17 protein-coding genes are annotated in these 16,363 nt (G+C 57.6%); 7 read left to right on the top strand and 10 right to left on the bottom strand.

Annotated features, from left to right (window positions below; all coding sequences use genetic code 11):
• Positions 1-41: 41 nt before the first annotated feature.
• From EV681_RS05795 to thiD, 5 genes are all read right to left on the bottom strand, one after another.
• Complete coding sequence (locus tag EV681_RS05795; protein WP_165392952.1) at positions 42-1,196, bottom strand: DUF1853 family protein; 1,155 nt, start codon at positions 1,194-1,196, stop codon at positions 42-44.
• Entirely contained in the window at positions 1,159-2,385 is a 1,227-nt protein-coding gene (gene argJ, locus EV681_RS05800) for a bifunctional glutamate N-acetyltransferase/amino-acid acetyltransferase ArgJ (RefSeq protein WP_130303497.1), read from the bottom strand. The genes EV681_RS05795 and argJ overlap by 38 nt, the downstream gene beginning before the upstream one ends.
• Positions 2,386-2,594: 209 nt before the next feature.
• Positions 2,595-3,872 carry a glutamate-1-semialdehyde 2,1-aminomutase gene (gene hemL / locus EV681_RS05805; RefSeq protein WP_128395807.1) on the bottom strand — a complete coding sequence of 426 codons (1,278 nt, stop codon included), beginning with the start codon at positions 3,870-3,872 and terminating at the stop codon, positions 2,595-2,597.
• A 99-nt stretch (positions 3,873-3,971) separates the two neighbouring features.
• Entirely contained in the window at positions 3,972-4,643 is a 672-nt protein-coding gene (gene thiE / locus EV681_RS05810) for a thiamine phosphate synthase (protein ID WP_130303498.1), read from the bottom strand.
• A 92-nt stretch (positions 4,644-4,735) separates the two neighbouring features.
• Positions 4,736-5,545, bottom strand: a complete 810-nt coding sequence (gene thiD, locus EV681_RS05815; RefSeq protein ID WP_165392953.1) for a bifunctional hydroxymethylpyrimidine kinase/phosphomethylpyrimidine kinase — start codon at positions 5,543-5,545, stop codon at positions 4,736-4,738.
• 207 nt (positions 5,546-5,752) lie between these two features.
• Between thiD and EV681_RS05820 the strand changes: the two genes are divergently transcribed.
• From EV681_RS05820 to EV681_RS05850, 7 genes are read left to right on the top strand one after another with little or no spacing between them, the layout of a single operon-like run.
• The gene (locus EV681_RS05820) at positions 5,753-5,917 is read left to right on the top strand and encodes a rubredoxin (protein WP_014749785.1); all 165 of its coding nucleotides are present in this window, start codon (positions 5,753-5,755) and stop codon (positions 5,915-5,917) included.
• A 24-nt stretch (positions 5,918-5,941) separates the two neighbouring features.
• On the top strand, positions 5,942-6,523 hold the full coding sequence (locus tag EV681_RS05825) for a YqgE/AlgH family protein (protein ID WP_128395810.1): 582 nt from the start codon (positions 5,942-5,944) through the stop codon (positions 6,521-6,523).
• Positions 6,516-6,911: a Holliday junction resolvase RuvX gene (gene ruvX, locus EV681_RS05830; RefSeq protein WP_130303500.1), complete on the top strand. Its 396-nt coding sequence runs from the start codon at positions 6,516-6,518 to the stop codon at positions 6,909-6,911. The genes EV681_RS05825 and ruvX overlap by 8 nt, the downstream gene beginning before the upstream one ends.
• A gap of 45 nt (positions 6,912-6,956) precedes the next feature.
• Positions 6,957-7,481 carry a bifunctional pyr operon transcriptional regulator/uracil phosphoribosyltransferase PyrR gene (gene pyrR / locus EV681_RS05835; protein WP_128395812.1) on the top strand — a complete coding sequence of 175 codons (525 nt, stop codon included), beginning with the start codon at positions 6,957-6,959 and terminating at the stop codon, positions 7,479-7,481.
• Entirely contained in the window at positions 7,474-8,427 is a 954-nt protein-coding gene (locus tag EV681_RS05840; RefSeq protein WP_128395813.1) for an aspartate carbamoyltransferase catalytic subunit, read from the top strand. The genes pyrR and EV681_RS05840 overlap by 8 nt, the downstream gene beginning before the upstream one ends.
• Positions 8,424-9,716 carry a dihydroorotase gene (locus tag EV681_RS05845; protein WP_014749791.1) on the top strand — a complete coding sequence of 431 codons (1,293 nt, stop codon included), beginning with the start codon at positions 8,424-8,426 and terminating at the stop codon, positions 9,714-9,716. Before EV681_RS05840 ends, EV681_RS05845 begins: the two co-directional genes overlap by 4 nt.
• The gene (locus tag EV681_RS05850) at positions 9,713-10,462 is read left to right on the top strand and encodes a lysophospholipid acyltransferase family protein (RefSeq protein WP_321196639.1); all 750 of its coding nucleotides are present in this window, start codon (positions 9,713-9,715) and stop codon (positions 10,460-10,462) included. Before EV681_RS05845 ends, EV681_RS05850 begins: the two co-directional genes overlap by 4 nt.
• Positions 10,463-10,535: 73 nt before the next feature.
• On the opposite strand, the gene EV681_RS05855 is transcribed toward EV681_RS05850, so the two are convergent.
• From EV681_RS05855 to EV681_RS05875, 5 genes are all read right to left on the bottom strand, one after another.
• Positions 10,536-11,351 carry a symmetrical bis(5'-nucleosyl)-tetraphosphatase gene (locus tag EV681_RS05855; RefSeq protein WP_128395814.1) on the bottom strand — a complete coding sequence of 272 codons (816 nt, stop codon included), beginning with the start codon at positions 11,349-11,351 and terminating at the stop codon, positions 10,536-10,538.
• On the bottom strand, positions 11,351-12,526 hold the full coding sequence (gene lptG, locus EV681_RS05860; RefSeq protein ID WP_128395815.1) for an LPS export ABC transporter permease LptG: 1,176 nt from the start codon (positions 12,524-12,526) through the stop codon (positions 11,351-11,353). Before lptG ends, EV681_RS05855 begins: the two co-directional genes overlap by 1 nt.
• A gap of 303 nt (positions 12,527-12,829) precedes the next feature.
• Positions 12,830-13,603, bottom strand: coding sequence for a monofunctional biosynthetic peptidoglycan transglycosylase (gene mtgA, locus EV681_RS05865; protein ID WP_128395816.1), 774 nt, complete (start codon positions 13,601-13,603; stop codon positions 12,830-12,832).
• Positions 13,603-14,451, bottom strand: a complete 849-nt coding sequence (aroE, locus tag EV681_RS05870; RefSeq protein WP_128395817.1) for a shikimate dehydrogenase — start codon at positions 14,449-14,451, stop codon at positions 13,603-13,605. The genes mtgA and aroE overlap by 1 nt, the downstream gene beginning before the upstream one ends.
• Positions 14,448-16,352 carry a ribonuclease catalytic domain-containing protein gene (locus EV681_RS05875; protein WP_130303501.1) on the bottom strand — a complete coding sequence of 635 codons (1,905 nt, stop codon included), beginning with the start codon at positions 16,350-16,352 and terminating at the stop codon, positions 14,448-14,450. The genes aroE and EV681_RS05875 overlap by 4 nt, the downstream gene beginning before the upstream one ends.
• Positions 16,353-16,363 lie beyond the last annotated feature (11 nt).

Raw genomic sequence — 16,363 nt, forward strand, 5'->3', positions numbered from 1 at the left:
AATGTGGTATTTTTGCCGACAGATGCCAGCCCTGGACGCGATCACAATACTGCGTTGCCCCAGTCATTGGCCACCACAAAGCCGCGATGTACTTCCGTGTACACCTGTCCGGAAGACGCCTGCGGCAGTTGCCCGGTCCCGGTTTCGGGCACAAGCACCGGCGCAGCAGACGACCGCCCTGTTGCGAGCGGTGCCGGTGCGCCTGTGGCGCTGACTGTTGCGCCAACGCTCGACGGGGCCAAGGCAACGATTAACAGCCCTGGTTTTGGGCCAGTCACTGAAACGTCTGAACCGAACCAGGCTTCAAGTTGTGCCAGAAGCGCGGTGGCCTCAAGCGTGTCGGCGACATCTGCCTGGTGCGGCGATAGCCATTGCATACGCGATAGAATGCGCCAGCGCAGCGTGCCTGCGCCTGCACTGGTTTGCCGAGCGAGGCGCTTTGCAAAATCGGCTTGCGTCAGCCACCAGCCCTTTGGGTGCAGAGGGTTGAGCATCGCCCGGGTGGCCGGTTCGGCAAGGACATAATCGTCCCAGCGCTCGCCATGCAAGGGGTAGAACAGCCAGCCCTTGACATACGCTGCAGCGGCGTCGACTCGCAGGCCAAGTTGTCGGGTGACCTGTGGCATGGCGGACAGCGGCAACTGCCGATTGCGTAATTTTGCGGTTTTGCGGGCCAGCGTATCGCGCTGTTGCGGGCCGACGAACCGGTCGGCGTCCTGGATCCGGCTTGCCTGCGGCACATAAAGATAATATTTGACGGCCAGCTCCCAGTGCCACACCAGGTTGTTGCTGCGATCGCACCAGATATAGTCAAGCTCGCCAATGGTCTGCCGCCTGGTGCGAGGGGCTGGGGAAACGGTAATGTGGATGGGTGTATGGTGCGCCAGCAGTTCAATGCTGTCGGCATGCTGCAAGGCGGTATGCAGCAGGGCTTCGGCATAGAGCCCAAGCCGGCGGTAGTGTGCGCCAAAATCGCTGGCGAGGGCCTCGGGCGCATTGCCTTCATTGCCTTGCTGCTGCAGCCAGCGGTCAATCTCGCGCAGCGCGGTGGGCGGCCAGCTTGCCAGTGGCAGATCTGCCGCTGGCGCCAACAGATCCGGCGCATGCGTCAGCCAATGAAGATCATGCCAGGCCTGGCTACGCTGCCCGGGTTTTATCTCAGGAACGGTAGTCTGCGTTGATGCTGACGTACTCATGCGAGAAGTCGCAACTGTATACCGTTTCCGATACATTGCCGCGGCCGAGCGCTACACGCACCAGAATCTCGGGCTGCTGCATGACGCGCTGGCCGTCTTCCTCGAGGTAGTCAGGATTGCGGCCGCCGCCGGTGGCAACCAGCACATCGTCAAGCCACAGGCGCAGGGCGGTTACATTTAGGTCATCGACGCCGGCGTAACCGATGGCGGCCAGAATGCGACCCAGGTTCGGATCCGATGCATAGAAGGCGGTTTTGACCAGCGGGGAGTGCGCGATCGCGTAAGCAATTTTTAGCGCAGTCTGGCTGCTTTCGGCCTCTTCTACCTGGATGGTGATGAATTTGGTGGCGCCTTCGGCGTCTCGCACAATTTTTTGCGCCAACTCGCGGGCGACTTCAATCAGCTCTGCCTTGATGGTCTGGTAATGCGGACTTTGAGCGTCCTGTACCTGTATGCCGCTTTGACCTGTCGCGATCACAATGAAAGAGTCATTGGTCGAGGTGTCCCCGTCTACCGTGATACGGTTAAAAGAGCGGTTGGCAATATCCTTGACCAGCTCTTTGAGCAGTGTCGGGGCGATTTCCGCGTCGGTCGCAACAAAGCCCAGCATGGTGGCCATATTTGGGCGAATCATGCCAGCGCCTTTGCTGATGCCGGTAATGCTCACTTTACGCCCGTCCAGTGTCAGTTGCCTTGAACAGATTTTGGGCAGCGTATCGGTGGTCATGATGCTGTGCGCTGCCTTGAGCCAGGCAATTTTTTCCAGGGACCGGATGCACTGAGGCAACGCTGCTGTAATCTTGTCTACCGGCAGGGGCTCAAGAATAACCCCTGTTGAAAATGGCAGGATTTCTTCTTCCAGCAGGCCCAGTTCCTTGGACAGCACGCGGCAGGTCTCAAAGGCGCGTTCCAGGCCGTCGGCGCCGGTGCCGGCATTTGCATTGCCGGTATTGATGACCAGGGCACGCATGGCATTGCTTTTGGCCAGGCGCGATTCACAGATTTGCACCGGGGCGGCTCTGAAACGGTTGCGGGTAAAAACGCCGGCAACTGAGGTGCCTGGCGTGAATTTGAATAATGTGAGGTCATCACGGCCGGGCTTTTTGATCCCGGCTTGCGCAATGCCAATTTCAACCCCTGCTACCGGATAAATAGCTGATTCGTCAGGTATATTTAAGTTTACAGCCATACAGCTTCAACACCTTTAACATATTATGGATAACCCTGAGTGTAGCGTCTTTTTTATTTCACATTGAGAAAACCGGGATATCTGGAAAAAAATTCTCAGCGGGCCCGGCATGGCGTTTTCCCTGTGCCAGACACGGAAACTGGGCCTGCCGGGGATTGGGCACCGGATCGATGGCGCGGGGCGCGCAAGCGATCGGGTGCCGTTTATTGCTATATCAGTGAAAAGGCGCGAGCGGCTGCATCCAGCGTTTTTTCCAGAATTTCGTCGCTATGCATGGCCGAGACAAAACCGGCTTCAAAAGCCGATGGCGCCAGATGAACGCCATTGTCCAGCATGCCATGGAAAAAGACCTTGAAGGCGTCATGGTTGACGTCGGACACCTGCGCGAAAGTGGTGGGAACGGTTTCGCGGAAATACAGGCCGAACATGCCACCGACCGAGTCGGCGCAGAATGCGACGCCTGCGGCTGCGGCCTTTTCCTGCAGGCCGGCAACCAATTTGGCCGATTGTGTCTGCAGGTGCTCGTAGAAACCGGGGCGCGACAGTATTTCAAGTGTGATAAGACCGGCGGCGACGGATACCGGGTTGCCCGACAGCGTGCCTGCCTGATAGACCGGTCCCAGCGGCGCAATCTGGTCCATAATGTCGGCGCGGCCACCGAAGGCGCCCACGGGCATGCCCCCGCCAATGACTTTAGCCAGTGTGGTCAGGTCGGGCGTTACGCCCGACAGGCCCTGTACCCCCTGCGGGCCAGCGCGAAAGCCCGTCATGACTTCGTCGAAAATCAGCAGTGCACCATATTCCGTGCACAATGCGCGCAGGCCGGCCAGGAATCCTTCTACCGGCTTGATCAGGTTCATATTGCCGGCTATCGGTTCAACAATAATGCAGGCAATCTCGGGGCCGAATTCGGCAAATGCAGCCTTGACCGCATCCAGGTCGTTATAGTCAAGTACCAGCGTATGCGCGACGAATTCGGCCGGTACGCCGGCAGAGGTCGGATTGCCAAAAGTCAGCAGCCCCGAGCCGGCCTTGACCAGCAGACTATCGGCGTGGCCATGGTAGCAGCCTTCGAATTTGATGATCTTATTGCGACCGGTGGCGCCACGGGCCAGGCGAATGGCGCTCATGGTCGCTTCGGTCCCCGAGCTGACCAGGCGGACCTTTTCAATGGACGGGATACGCGAAATAATCGCTTCGGCCAGTAAAGATTCGGCCTCGGTCGGCGCACCGAAAGACAGGCCTGATTCTGCGGCCCGCTGCACCGCCTGAACAACTTCCGGGTGCGCATGGCCAACAATGGCCGGACCCCAGGAGCCCAGGTAATCAATATATTGTTTGCCATCGGCATCCCAGATATAAGCATCTTTTGCCTTGCTGATAAAGCGCGGCGTGCCGCCTACCGAGCGGAACGCCCGTACCGGCGAATTGACACCACCAGGAATGGATTTAAGGGCACGTTTAAAGAGAACTTCGTTCTGGGACATAATGAAATCTTTATCTGAAAAATGAGTGAAAAAGGAGCCGATTGTGTCAGGGCTTGTTGCGGGCGGCGCCGCAGACATGACCAGGCGGGAAAAAGCCAATCATGACGATGGCGAGGCACGCTGCTCAAACAGCGACGCGTAATAGGCAGCGGCGCTGCGGATATCCGGTTCGCCGAACAGGCCGGTGATGACTGCAATGCTATCGGCGCCGGCCTCTACCGCCAGATGGGCATTTTGCCTGTTGATTCCGCCAATCCCGACCATTGCCGGCTTGCGCTGCGCACCCGCCGGTTTTCTTACTGCCTGAAACAGCGACAACGGTGCACGGACAGCGTCGGGCTTGACCATGGAAGGAAAAAGCGCACCAAAGGCGATGTAATCTGCCTGCTCCTGCATGGCGCTGTCGGCCAGTTCCAGGCTGTCATAGCAGGAAACGCCGATCAGCAAGGGCGCCTGAGCCCGTTGTTGCAATTGTGCACGAACGGTTGCGATGGCTGCATCGTTTTTGCCCAGATGAACGCCATCTGCATCCAGCTCAAGGGCCAGTTGCCAGTCGTCATTGACAATGAACAGCACGCCGGTTGCACGACAGATCGCCCGCAGTGACGCAGCGATCGTGCGCGCCTGTTCAGGCGGCATGGTTTTCTGTCGCCACTGCAGCACTCGCATGCCGCCTTCGCAGGCCAGTGCAACGGCCTGTTGCAGGCGCTCGGCGTCATGCCATTCGGGCGTAATGCCGTAGAGACCGGAGGGAAAAGTGTTTGCTGTCATTGCGCTGTTATGCCTGGAGGAATGCAGTTATCTATAAGAAGTATAGCGAGAAAGCGCTGACGGTTGTCCGCAACGCTGTATCAGCCAGAGGATCAGGGCTTTTGCAGCCTTTGCGCAATCAGCTTGCTCATGCCCAGCTTGCGCCCGTCGGCCAGCGCCTTGTGGGCGTAGGTAATGGCATGCTCGCAGGCCAGGGGCAATGCCTGGCCCCGCGTCAGTTCGCAGGCGAGGGCAGCGCTGATCATATCGCCTGCTTCAGATTGTCCGGCCAGCGGGAAAAAGCCAAAAGCAAGACTGCGATCGCCGCCTTCGAGCAAGACATGCTGATGGACGTCGTCTGGGGAAGGGCAAAACAGCGCCAGGCAGGATTTTGCCCCTGCTGCCAGAATGGCTTCGAGCACCATCGGGATCGGGTTCTCGTCGTCATGGTCGTCTTCGGGGGCCCATAAGTTCAGGTAACTGCAGTCGACGACAACGCAGCTGGCCTGTGGGATAAGGGTTTCCCAGGTCGCCTGCAGCAAGGCTTCGATCTCGTCATCGGAGCTGTCTTCAATGACTGATGCGTATTGCGGTCCAAGATACAAAACGAGTGGGACGCTGTCATAATCGGCGGCTATTTGCGCAATCACACTGACATGGTCTGGGCTGTACAGGCCGCCGGCCCGGATGGCATGTACCGGGATGTCCTCAAGCAGGCAGCGCGCCTGATTGTCCAGGATTTCTTCGGAAATGGGATGGATTTCCTCTATGACACCGGTGTCCTGGACTGTAATGGCGGTCAGCGCGGTGACCGCCTGGCAACCGAATTGCGCGGCCGTCAGAACATCGCCGGCAAGTCCGGAGCGTCCGGTTGGATCCAGATGGTTGAAAAACAGCACTGCAGGGGCATGATCAGGGGACACGAGGCGTCTTAAGCGAAAAACAAAAGCGGTGAAAATTGCCGGTGCAAAAAAAGCACGGCGCGGTTTTTGGGAAATCGGGCCAAAGGTATCATTTTAAATTAAAATGGGTACTAAAGCGTGCGCAGGCATGTTTTCGGGAACAAGCCCGACGGGCCTGTTCCATCCGATTCGTGAAGTTACATTTGAATGTTAGGAAATAACCGTATTATGCGTACCTGGATGTGTTTAATTTGTGGTTGGGTTTATGATGAGGAAACCGGCGTTCCCGAAGAGGGCATTGCGCCGGGTACCAAATGGGAAGACGTTCCCCCCAACTGGGTCTGTCCTGAATGCGGTGCGCGCAAGGAAGACTTTGAAATGATGGAAATCTGACGCGCATCCACAAAAGGAAGGACCATGACCGAAGACGAAGACAAAAAAGAATCTGAATTTGTCAGTATGGCGAACCAGTTCCTTATGGCCATGCCTTCTCAGACATCCGATATTTTCGAAGGTGGCGTGGTATATGTTTGTGAACATTCCGAAGACGGTGCGCTGGGCCTGTTGCTGAACCGGCCCACCGACCTGTCGGTGGAGCAGTTGCTGGAACGGCTGGAGCTGGAAGTCAACGCCGACCTGGCTGCGCAGACCGTATTTTATGGTGGGCCGGTCCAGACTGATCGTGGTTTTGTGCTGCATCACCCGGCAGGCCATTATCGTTCCAGTGTCGTGCTGGGCGACATGGCGCTGACCACCTCGCGCGACGTGCTGGAAGACCTGGCGCGGGGCGAAGGTCCGCAGCAAATCTTTATCACGCTGGGATATGCCGGCTGGTCTGCGGGTCAGCTGGAGCAGGAAATCGCCGCCAATACCTGGCTCAATGTCAACGCAGACCGCAATATCATTTTCAACAAGCGAGCGGCTGACCGTTACACCGCAGCGCTGGCGCTGCTTGGCATCGAACCTGCTGCATTGTCCGGTGATGCCGGCCATGCCTGAAGAAACCCTGCTGGCGTTCGATGCCGGCATGAAAAAAACCGGCGTGGCCCTGGGCAATACCTTGACGCGACAGGCGCGCCCTTTGTGCATCATCCGCGAGGTGACGCGCGATGGGCGCTTTGCCCGTATTGCTGCATTGCTGCATGAATGGCAGCCCGAAAGGGTGGTGGTGGGTCTGCCGCTAACCAGCGCGGGCGACGAGCAGCCAGCTTCCAAATTTGCCCGGCGCTTTGCCAACCAGTTGTACGGCCGCTTTGGCCTGCAGGTCGAGCTGGTGGACGAACGCGGTTCCAGCATGGAAGCGCAGGCGATTCTTGGCAACAATGAAGAAGATGATGCCGTGGCAGCCGCAGTTATTCTTCAACGCTATCTGGATAGCTTAAAATAACGGCATCTTTGATAACGGCACTTTTGCCAACAGGATAGGAAAACCATGACAGGCAGCCTGCCCAGCGCCGAAGAACTTTACGCGCATCTGAAAGACGCCCTGAGCGAAAAGCTACAGGGCACCGACCCGGCCAACACTTATCTAGTGGGTATTTATTCAGGGGGCGCCTGGCTGGCACGGCGACTCTGTGGCGATCTGAATCTGCCCAATCAGCCGGGCACGCTCAATACCAGCCTGCATCGCGACGACTTCAGTCGCATCGGGCTGCATTCGCAAACGCAGCCAAGTCACGTACCGTTCGAGGTCGAAGGCGCGCACATCTTTCTGATCGACGATATTCTCTTTACCGGCCGCACAATCCGGGCAGCGCTCAATGAGCTGTACGATTATGGCCGGCCGGCTTCGGTTCGCCTTGGCGTGCTGATCGACCGGGGCGGCCGCGAGCTGCCCATTGCGCCCGACATCTGCGGCGGCGTGCTGCCGTTGCCGCGCGGCAGCAATTATGTTCTGGCTGCCGATGATGATTCCCGTTTTACCCTGACCATGGAAGAGGAACCACGCCATGTTTAACCCGCAATTGAACCGGCATGGCGAGCTGACCCATCTGCTGTCAACCGAGGGTCTGCCGCGCGACATTCTGACCCACATCCTGGATACGGCCCAGACATTCGTGCCCATGGCTGAACGCGACATCAAAAAGGTGCCGCTGCTGCGCGGCAAAAGCGTGTTCAATCTGTTTTTTGAAAACTCCACCCGCACCCGTACCACATTTGAAATAGCCGCCAAACGGCTCTCGGCTGACGTCTATAACCTGAACATCAATGTATCGTCTACCGCCAAAGGCGAGTCGCTGCTCGATACCATCAGTAATCTGACGGCCATGCAGGCCGATATTTTTGTCGTGCGGCATGAAGCCAGCGGCGCCCCTTATCTTATTGCCCGCAACGTTGAACCGCATATCCACGTTATCAATGCGGGAGACGGACGCCATGCGCACCCCACGCAAGGCTTGCTGGACATGTACACCATCCGACATTTCAAGAAGGATTTTTCCGGGTTGACGGTGGCCATCGTGGGCGATATTTTACATTCCCGGGTAGCACGGTCCGACATTCACGCCCTGACCACGCTGGGCGCGGCCGAAGTGCGCGCCATCGGTCCGCTCACGCTGCTGCCGGGCGGGCTTGAACAAATGGGCGTCAAGGTGTTCACCGATATGCGAGAAGGCCTGCGGGATGTGGATGTGGTCATGGTGCTGCGCTTGCAGAACGAGCGCATGAAGGGCGCATTGCTGCCGTCTTCGCAGGAATATTTCAAGCATTACGGATTGACCCACGAAAAGCTGGCCTATGCCAAGCCGGATGCCATCGTCATGCACCCGGGCCCCATGAATCGCGGGGTAGAAATTGATTCTGCCGTCGCGGACGGACCACAGGCGGTTATTCTCAATCAGGTAACGTTCGGGATTGCTGTAAGAATGGCAGTCATGAGCATCGTAGCTGGAGCTTCTCAGTGAAAATAGTAATTAAAGGTGGCCGGCTGCTTGACCCGGCTTCCGGTACGGACCAGACCGGTAATCTTTATATCGCAGCCGGACGCATTGTTGGCATGGGCCAGGAACCGGACGGATTTGAATCGGCACGCACCATTGATGCCACCGGCAAACTGGTCATTCCCGGCCTGATCGACCTTGCTGTCCGTCTGCGCGAACCCGGCTTTGAGCATCGGGCAACGCTGGAGTCGGAAATGCAGGCCGCGCTCGCAGGTGGCGTCACCAGCCTGGTGTTGCCGCCAGATACCGAACCGGCACTGGATGAACCCGGTCTGGTCGAAATGCTTAAGCATCGCGCCCGCCAGTTGCATCAGGCCAATCTGTATCCCTTGGGTGCAATGACCAATCGCCTTGAAGGCAAAATCATTACCGAAATGGCCGAGCTGACCGAAGCCGGTTGCATTGCCTTTTCCCAAGCCTCACTGCCACTGATCGATACCGGCGTTCTGCTGCGCAGCATGCAGTACGCGAAAACCTATGGCTACACCTTGTGGCTCACACCGCTGGAAGCTTCCCTGTCCAAGGGCGTGGCGGCCAGCGGGCCCTTTGCCTCGCGTCTGGGGCTGGTGGGCGTGCCGGAGCAGGCAGAAACGATTGCGCTGCATACCCTGTTCGAATTGCAAAAAGTCACGGGCACCCGCCTGCATATATGCCGCCTGTCCAGCGCAGCCGGGATTGCACTGGTGCGCCAGGCCAAGGCGCAGGGCCTGCCGGTCACCTGCGATGTATCGCTCAATCATCTGCACCTGACAGACCTGGATATCGGCTTTTTCGACAGCAATTATCGGCTGGATCCGCCCTTGCGCGGCCAGCGGGACCGTGACGCGATTCGTGCCGGGCTTGCCGATGGAACAATTGACGCCGTCTGCTCGGATCATACGCCGGTGGATGACGATGGCAAGCTGATGCCCTTTGCCGAGGCCGAGCCAGGCGCTACGGGCGTAGAGTTGCTGTTCTCACTGGTGGTCAAATGGGCCCAGGAAGAAAAACTGTCACTGGTACAGGCGCTGGGACTCATTACCACCGGGCCTGCCGCCATTCTGAAAGCGGGCGCGCCGTCATTGCCGGGCTGCGGCACGCTCTCTGTGGGCGCGCCGGCCGATATCGCCATTGCGGATGCCGACGCTGCCTGGACAGTGGGGCGCGACACGCTGCTTAGCCAAAGCGCACATACGCCCTTTGTCGGTTATGAACTGCCCGGCAAAATTGTCATGACGCTGGTCAGTGGTCGCAGCGTGTGGGAGTCTGTGTGATCGCGTATTTACGGTTTTTTGTCAGAGCGATCTTTCTGATTCTGCTGTTACTTTCGGGGCTCCTGACGGCCGCTATCGCATTGCCGTTCATGAATCGACCGGTGCAGGATGCCGTGACCAAAGCCTGGTCATGTTGCCTGATGCTTGTTTGCGGCGTCAAAGTGGTGCGCCATGGCACGCCGATCATGAGCGGCCCTGTCTTGTGGGTTGCCAATCATGTGTCATGGATTGATATTTTTATTCTGAACAGCTGGCGGGCCACGTCTTTTATCGCCAAACAGGAAATCCGCAGATGGCCCGTGATCGGCTGGCTGGTGGCCCGGGTGGGCACGGTGTTTATCGACAGAGGGCAGCGTCAGGCTATTGGCCGGGTCAGTGAGAGTATGAAGCGGCTGTTCGAGCGCAATATCTGCGTCGGATTGTTCCCTGAAGGCACGACCTCCGATGGCCTGGACGTCAAGCCATTTAGTACCAGTCTATTTGAGCCCGCCATGCGTGCCCATGTGGCGATTCAACCGGTCGCATTGGTGTTCTGGTATGAAGGTCAGCGCAGCGGGAAAATGGCTTTCATCGGCGATCAGACCCTGATTGGCAATATCTGGGTTCTGCTCAGCGCCAGGCATGTCTGCGTTGAGGTTTATTGTCTGCCCGCGGTCACGCAAAATGGTCAGCCATCGCCATTGGGTCGCGCCGAATTGGCAGCACAAGTGCGTGACGCCATTCGGGCCAAAGTGGCTCAGGGCTAGATGCGTATGTTCTGGCAGGGGGCAGCTCCTGCCGGTTGCGGCGAGATTGCTGCGCTTGCGTGTGCGTAGTCGCTTATTGCTTGCCGTGCTGTTTGCAGTCGATCTGGATAAGTTTGCGATCGCTCAGGCGCAGCGCGGTCAGTTTTCCGCCCCACACGCAGCCCGTGTCCAGGGCCAGCAGGTTCTTGCGAATCAACAGACCCAGTGTTGACCAGTGCCCAAAGATGATGGGAATATCGGCGGTTTTCCGGTCGGGTACGTCAAACCAGGGCACCAGCCCCGGATGGCCATTGGGCGCATCCTTGGATGCAAAATCCATTTCGCCCTGCATTGTGCACAGTCGCATGCGGGTAAAAGCGTTAATAATCACCCGCAGCCGTTTTGCGCCCGATAGCCGGTCCTTCCACTGGACGGGTTCATTTCCGTACATTTTCTGCAGGTTCTTTTTCCATTTGTCGCTGATCAGCGCCTGATGCGCTTCCTCGGCCAGCTCCAGCGTCTTGTCCAGATCCCATTTGGCCATGACGCCGGCATGAACCATCAGATGTCCTGCCTCGTAATGGGCCAGTGGGCGATGGCGCAGCCAGTCAATCAACTCATTGACATGTTTGTCCTTGAGAATCGCGTCGAAGGTGTCTGATTTGTTCTCGTTGCGTATGCCGGCATGGACGGCAAGCATATGCAGATCATGGTTGCCCAGGATGCTGACGGCGCGATCGCCCAGCTTGATAATGCGCTTTAACGTACGCAGCGACTGCGGCCCGCGGTTGATCAGATCGCCCGCGAACCAGAACCGGCAATCGGGGTCTTTCTGAATCAATGGATGCTCGAGCAGTTCGTCCAGCGCACCACAACAACCCTGTAAATCTCCTACAGCCCAGATATTCATTACGTTACAGCCTTTCCTGAAAGTGGTGCACGCTGCATACGCGGGGTCCGCCTGGCTTCCATGAAGTACAGGGCAAGCATGGCGATCAGCATCGCTATCGTGTTGGGCATGAGCGCGGTAAACCATGGTGGCAGATTCTTCAACATGCCCACATTCAGTGCAAGCTGGTTGATCATATAGAATGCTACGCCCAGTAAAATACCCAGGAACACCTTGCCGCCCACACCACCCTTGCGAGTTTGCATGAATCCGATAGGTGCCGCAATGGTAATCATGACCAGCAACGTGAACGGATAGCTCAGTTTGCGCCACAGTGCAACAACCTGACGGTTGGTTTGCAGCTTATTCTCTTCCAGGTATGAAATGTAATCGAGCAGCGACACTGTCGACATGCGGTCCGGCTGCATTTGACCCGCGAGCAGGCGATTGGGAGTGAGCGTCGTTTTCAATTCCAGCGTTGGCAACACCGTGCGCCTGGCCACATCGGCGACCGGCTTGTTGGGATCGGCCAGGGCGGATTTGGCATCGATCAGGCTGGTGATATGTACCACATCGGTCAGCGTGAGGGTATTCTGGCTGAAGTGCCCGGTTTTTGCATGATCAAGAGAAATAAACCGGCTCTCGTCTACGTTGTAGGTGATGATGCGAATGTCCTGAACGCTGCCCTGATCGCGAAGTTGTGCAATGTTAATGGTGCGGATATTGCCGTCGTCATCGGGTTCGCGAAACCAGTGGCCCGAGTTCATCTGTCCGCCGCTGGCTTTGCCCAGGTACTTCAGGCTGGCTTCGCTGGTCATCAGTTCGGCGCGAGGCGTGACAAATTCCGACAGGACGAATGCGCCCAGCATGAGCGGGATGGTAATGGTCCAGAGCATGAGCAGCAACGAAATGCTGCTGACGCCTGAAACGCGCAGTATTACCAGTTCGTTACGCTGCGCCAGACTGGCCAGCGCCAGTACCGACCCGATCAACAGGCCGATGGGCAACAAATCATACAGACGCGTTGGCAATTGCAATACCTGCAAATACAACAGCGAGAGCAGCGGAAATTTATCGCTGATGCTGTCCAGCTCGTCTATCAGGGCAAAAAAGGTGAACAGGCCCACGAGCGCCACCAGTACAGCCACGGTGGAGCGGTAGATTTCTGTCCCTAGGTATTTTCTTGCTGTGCGCATGTGTCTTATTAGTGTCCGGTCAGACGCAGCAGTGTTGCGACTGGCCTCAGAAGCGTTGATTTTACTGTTGTTTGCAGGCCTGTTCCAGCATAACAGCTTATCGCCAATAAATTGGCGATCCTTTTTGCAGACCGTGCAAATGCAGTTGACCTGGCACGCCTGTCTGTATTGTCGGTTGTATCCCGGCTGTTGTTCTCCTGTATTTTAGCGTCGATTGTCGTGCGATAAAGTAACGGGTTGATAACCAAGGATACCGTCATTGTATGTGCACGATGCAGGCCAATGAACAACTGCGGCCATGATTTATTCTGGCAGCACAGCGCTGCGCATGCGGGCCGAAATTGTCCGACCGCGAGATTGCACGTAGCGCGATTGCATGTTCTTTCCATAAACCCTTGGATTTGGCAGAATGGCGGCCAGGCGCGCGGCCTGATACGTGGACAGGCGCGCGGCATCCACGTTGAAATAGTGGCGGGCGGCAGCCTGGGCGCCGAAGACGCCGTTGCCGTATTCCACAACATTCAGATACAGTTCCAGAATTCGCCGCTTGGACATGACCGCTTCTATCATATAGGCAATGACCAGTTCCTGGCCCTTGCGTATATAGGTGCGATCGGCCGATAGAAACAGGTTTTTGGCAAGTTGCTGCGTCAGCGTGGAGCCTCCGCGGCGGCGATTGCGGCCAGCGTCTTCCTGGCGTTCGTTATAGCGCCAGGCCTTGCGGATTGCCTCCCATTCCACGCCACCGTGCTCGGTAAAGCGGGCGTCCTCGGCGGCAATGACCGCCTTTTTCAAGGCAGGACTGATTGCCTCGTAAGGTGTCCATTCATATTGAATGCTCACTGGCGGGTCCAGGGCTGCCAGACGGTCTGCTTGTTCGCGCATGTACGCACTGCCGCCGGGATTGAAGACACTGTACCAGAGCACCCAGGCAAACAGATAGATCTGATACAGCACAATGACCGCGATCAGCAGGGCAACAAGGTCGACCGTGGAACGTGCTATCGACTGCGAGCGCACGCGTTCGGCGATACCGATAGCAACCTCGCTGGCGATGCGTCCGACTGCTTCGAGCATCAGACCGACCCCGTCAGTTCCATGCGCAGCGCTGTGAGAACCGGCGCCGCGTCGGGCTCAATCTGGTTCCAGATGCGAAAGCTCTCGGCGCCCTGGTAGACCAGCATGCCCAGGCCGTCTGAGGTTTGGCGGGCGCCGCCGTTGCGCGCCTGTTGCAGAAACGGCGTGTCGCCGTCTGCGGTATAAAGCATATCGTAGGCCACGCTGTTGGTGCGAAACAGGTTGTCGGGCAGGGGCAGTGTCTGGCCCGACAGACTGCTGGAAGTGGCGTTCACGATGATGTCCCAGGTGCCCTGCAGCGCGGAAAATGCCGAGGCAGTTACCTGTGCTTGCGGGCCCGGGAGCGCCGCAGCCTGCGCGGCCAGTGCATGAGCTTTATCTTCGCTGCGGTTCACAATGTGCAGATGTGCACATCCGGCCTGCAACAACGCAGGCATGACGCCGCGCGTTGCTCCCCCGGCCCCGATCAATAGAATACGGCTGTCATGCAGCGTGATGTGCTGGCGCAGCATGTCATTGACCAGCCCGACGCCATCGGTATTGCAGGCGTGTATTTCGCCGTTTTCCTGCCACAGGGTGTTGGCTGAACCGGCAGCCCTGGCGCGATCGGATATGCGAGGATCGGCCAGTGCGTAGGCTTGTTCCTTGAATGGCAATGTAATGTTCAGGCCGCAGCCGCCGGCGGCAAAGAACTGCTTCACGTGGTCGCGAAAATGCGCCGGTTCTACACATTGCTTGCTGTACTCGATCTGCAGGCCGGTTTGCTGGGCAAACAGGGCGTGCAGGCGCGGCGACAGGCTGTGTTTGATCGGGTTGCCAAGAACGGCGAATTTGCGTGGCATGTTCATGATGCTGTTGCCTCTTCGTCTGGTTGCGCGAGCCCGGCATATTCGGCATCAATATTCAGCGACAGCTCATCGGTGCCGCGTACATTGATGACAATACGATCATTGCGTTCAAGTTCGGGCACGCCGTTCACTTCGATAACCAGCGGGATTTCTTCGAGACGAACCAGGTTATCGCGAATGAAGGTGCCATGCAGTCTGGTGCGTGACTGCTGGGTCAGCCAGCGCAGACACCAATAGCGTTCAAGCCGGCTCTGGAATTCATGCCAGAGCATGTACTGGGAGTCGAAGGCGCCGATGATGGCGTACAGATCGGCGTCTTTCGGTTTGAAAGGCGCGACCAGGCGCGCTGACACGCCGTGTTCGGCTGCGGCAAGAATTTGGCGCTGGTTCACCAGATCGACATAGCGGCGCAGTGGCGAAGTGGTCCAGGCATATTGGGGGACGCCGATAGCTTCATGCGGCAATGGATGGGTAGACATGCGCGCCCGCCCCATCTGTTGGGAGCGATATACGCCGGGCAGGCCGTGTTCGTTGAGATAGCCGCCCCATTGCGTGTTGGCCAGTATCATGTACTCGGCAACGATTTGATCGAGTGGCGCATTGCGCTGTCGCGGAATAAGCTCGATGACCGAATCGGGATCATCGGCTGGCCCGTGCAGGCGGAACGTGAATTCCGTGCGATTGTTGTTTTCCGGTTTGCCGCGCATCTGTTCGCGCGCAGCCTTCAAATGCTGTCCCAGCTTCCAGAGCGGCCGGAATAACTCGGCGTAGGGCAGGGCTGCCGTCTGGTCTTCGAGCGCTTCGCGGGTAACCCGCTCCACCAAATCGTCGATGCGCAGGTTTTCGCAAATGGTGATGGTTTCGGCTCGCGTGACGGTTTCGCCAATTTCGCCTGTGGCGATGTTGGCGGTGACATACAGCGACAGGGCGGGCACCTGTTTGCCGGCATCCAGCGAGAACATGCTGATCAGCGTATCGCTTTGCATGGGGATCTTATCGCCGGGCATGTAAAGGGTGGACATGCGACTGCGCGCCAGTTTGTCCAGATCCGAATCACGCGTGACTACCAGCGCCGGTGCGGCAATGTGCACGCCAATCCGGTACAGATCGCCTTCAATATGCGTCGCCGACAGCGCGTCGTCAATCTCTGTTGTGCTGATGTCATCAATGGAATAGGCAATGACGTCGCTGGCGGGCAACTCGGGGATTGGCGGGATGTCCAACTCGGGTACAGCCGTTCCCTTGGGGAAATGCTGTTTGAGAAATCTTTCCATATGCACGGCCAGCGCATGCGGATATACGCCCAGTTCCAGTAATAGCGTTTCAGCGGTCTTGCCGCTTTCGGCCAGCGCCTTCTCGAAGGCTTTCCACTGCAGCGTGTTTTTGTCCGGGCGAATCAGGAATGTACGGGCGGCATCGCGCAAGTCGTCGGGCAGCGTGCCGGCCAGCATGGCATCGGTCCAGGCCTGTTGCTGCTCGGCCTGACGCTGTTTCTTTTCCAGGGCAGCCAGGGCAGCCTGCAAAATATCCGCAGGTGCCGCCTTGTAATGGCCTTTGCCCTTGCGGTGAAAATAGGCTGGCGCGCTGTGCAGGCGCAATAAAATAGCCGTTTTCTCGGTAATGGACGGTTCGTGTCCGACATAATCGCGAGCCAGATCCTGGGCTGAAAATTCATCTTGCGGTGCGCATTCCCATAGAAATTGCAGATCAAGCTCTTCGCTCATCGCCCGTGCCTGTTCGAGCATGGCTTGTGGTTCAATGCCATCGAAGGTAAAGATGACCGCGTTGCGCTTGATTTTGCTGCGTTTACCGCTGACTGATTCGACCTGTAATGTCGAGTCGGCCTCGGAATGAATTTTTTCAGCCTTGAAGCTGCCGTCGTCTTCAAAAACCACGTACATGAATATGAGTT

Origin of the sequence: Advenella incenata, from assembly GCF_004217095.1 — a bacterium.
Lineage (GTDB): Bacteria > Pseudomonadota > Gammaproteobacteria > Burkholderiales > Burkholderiaceae_B > Advenella > Advenella incenata.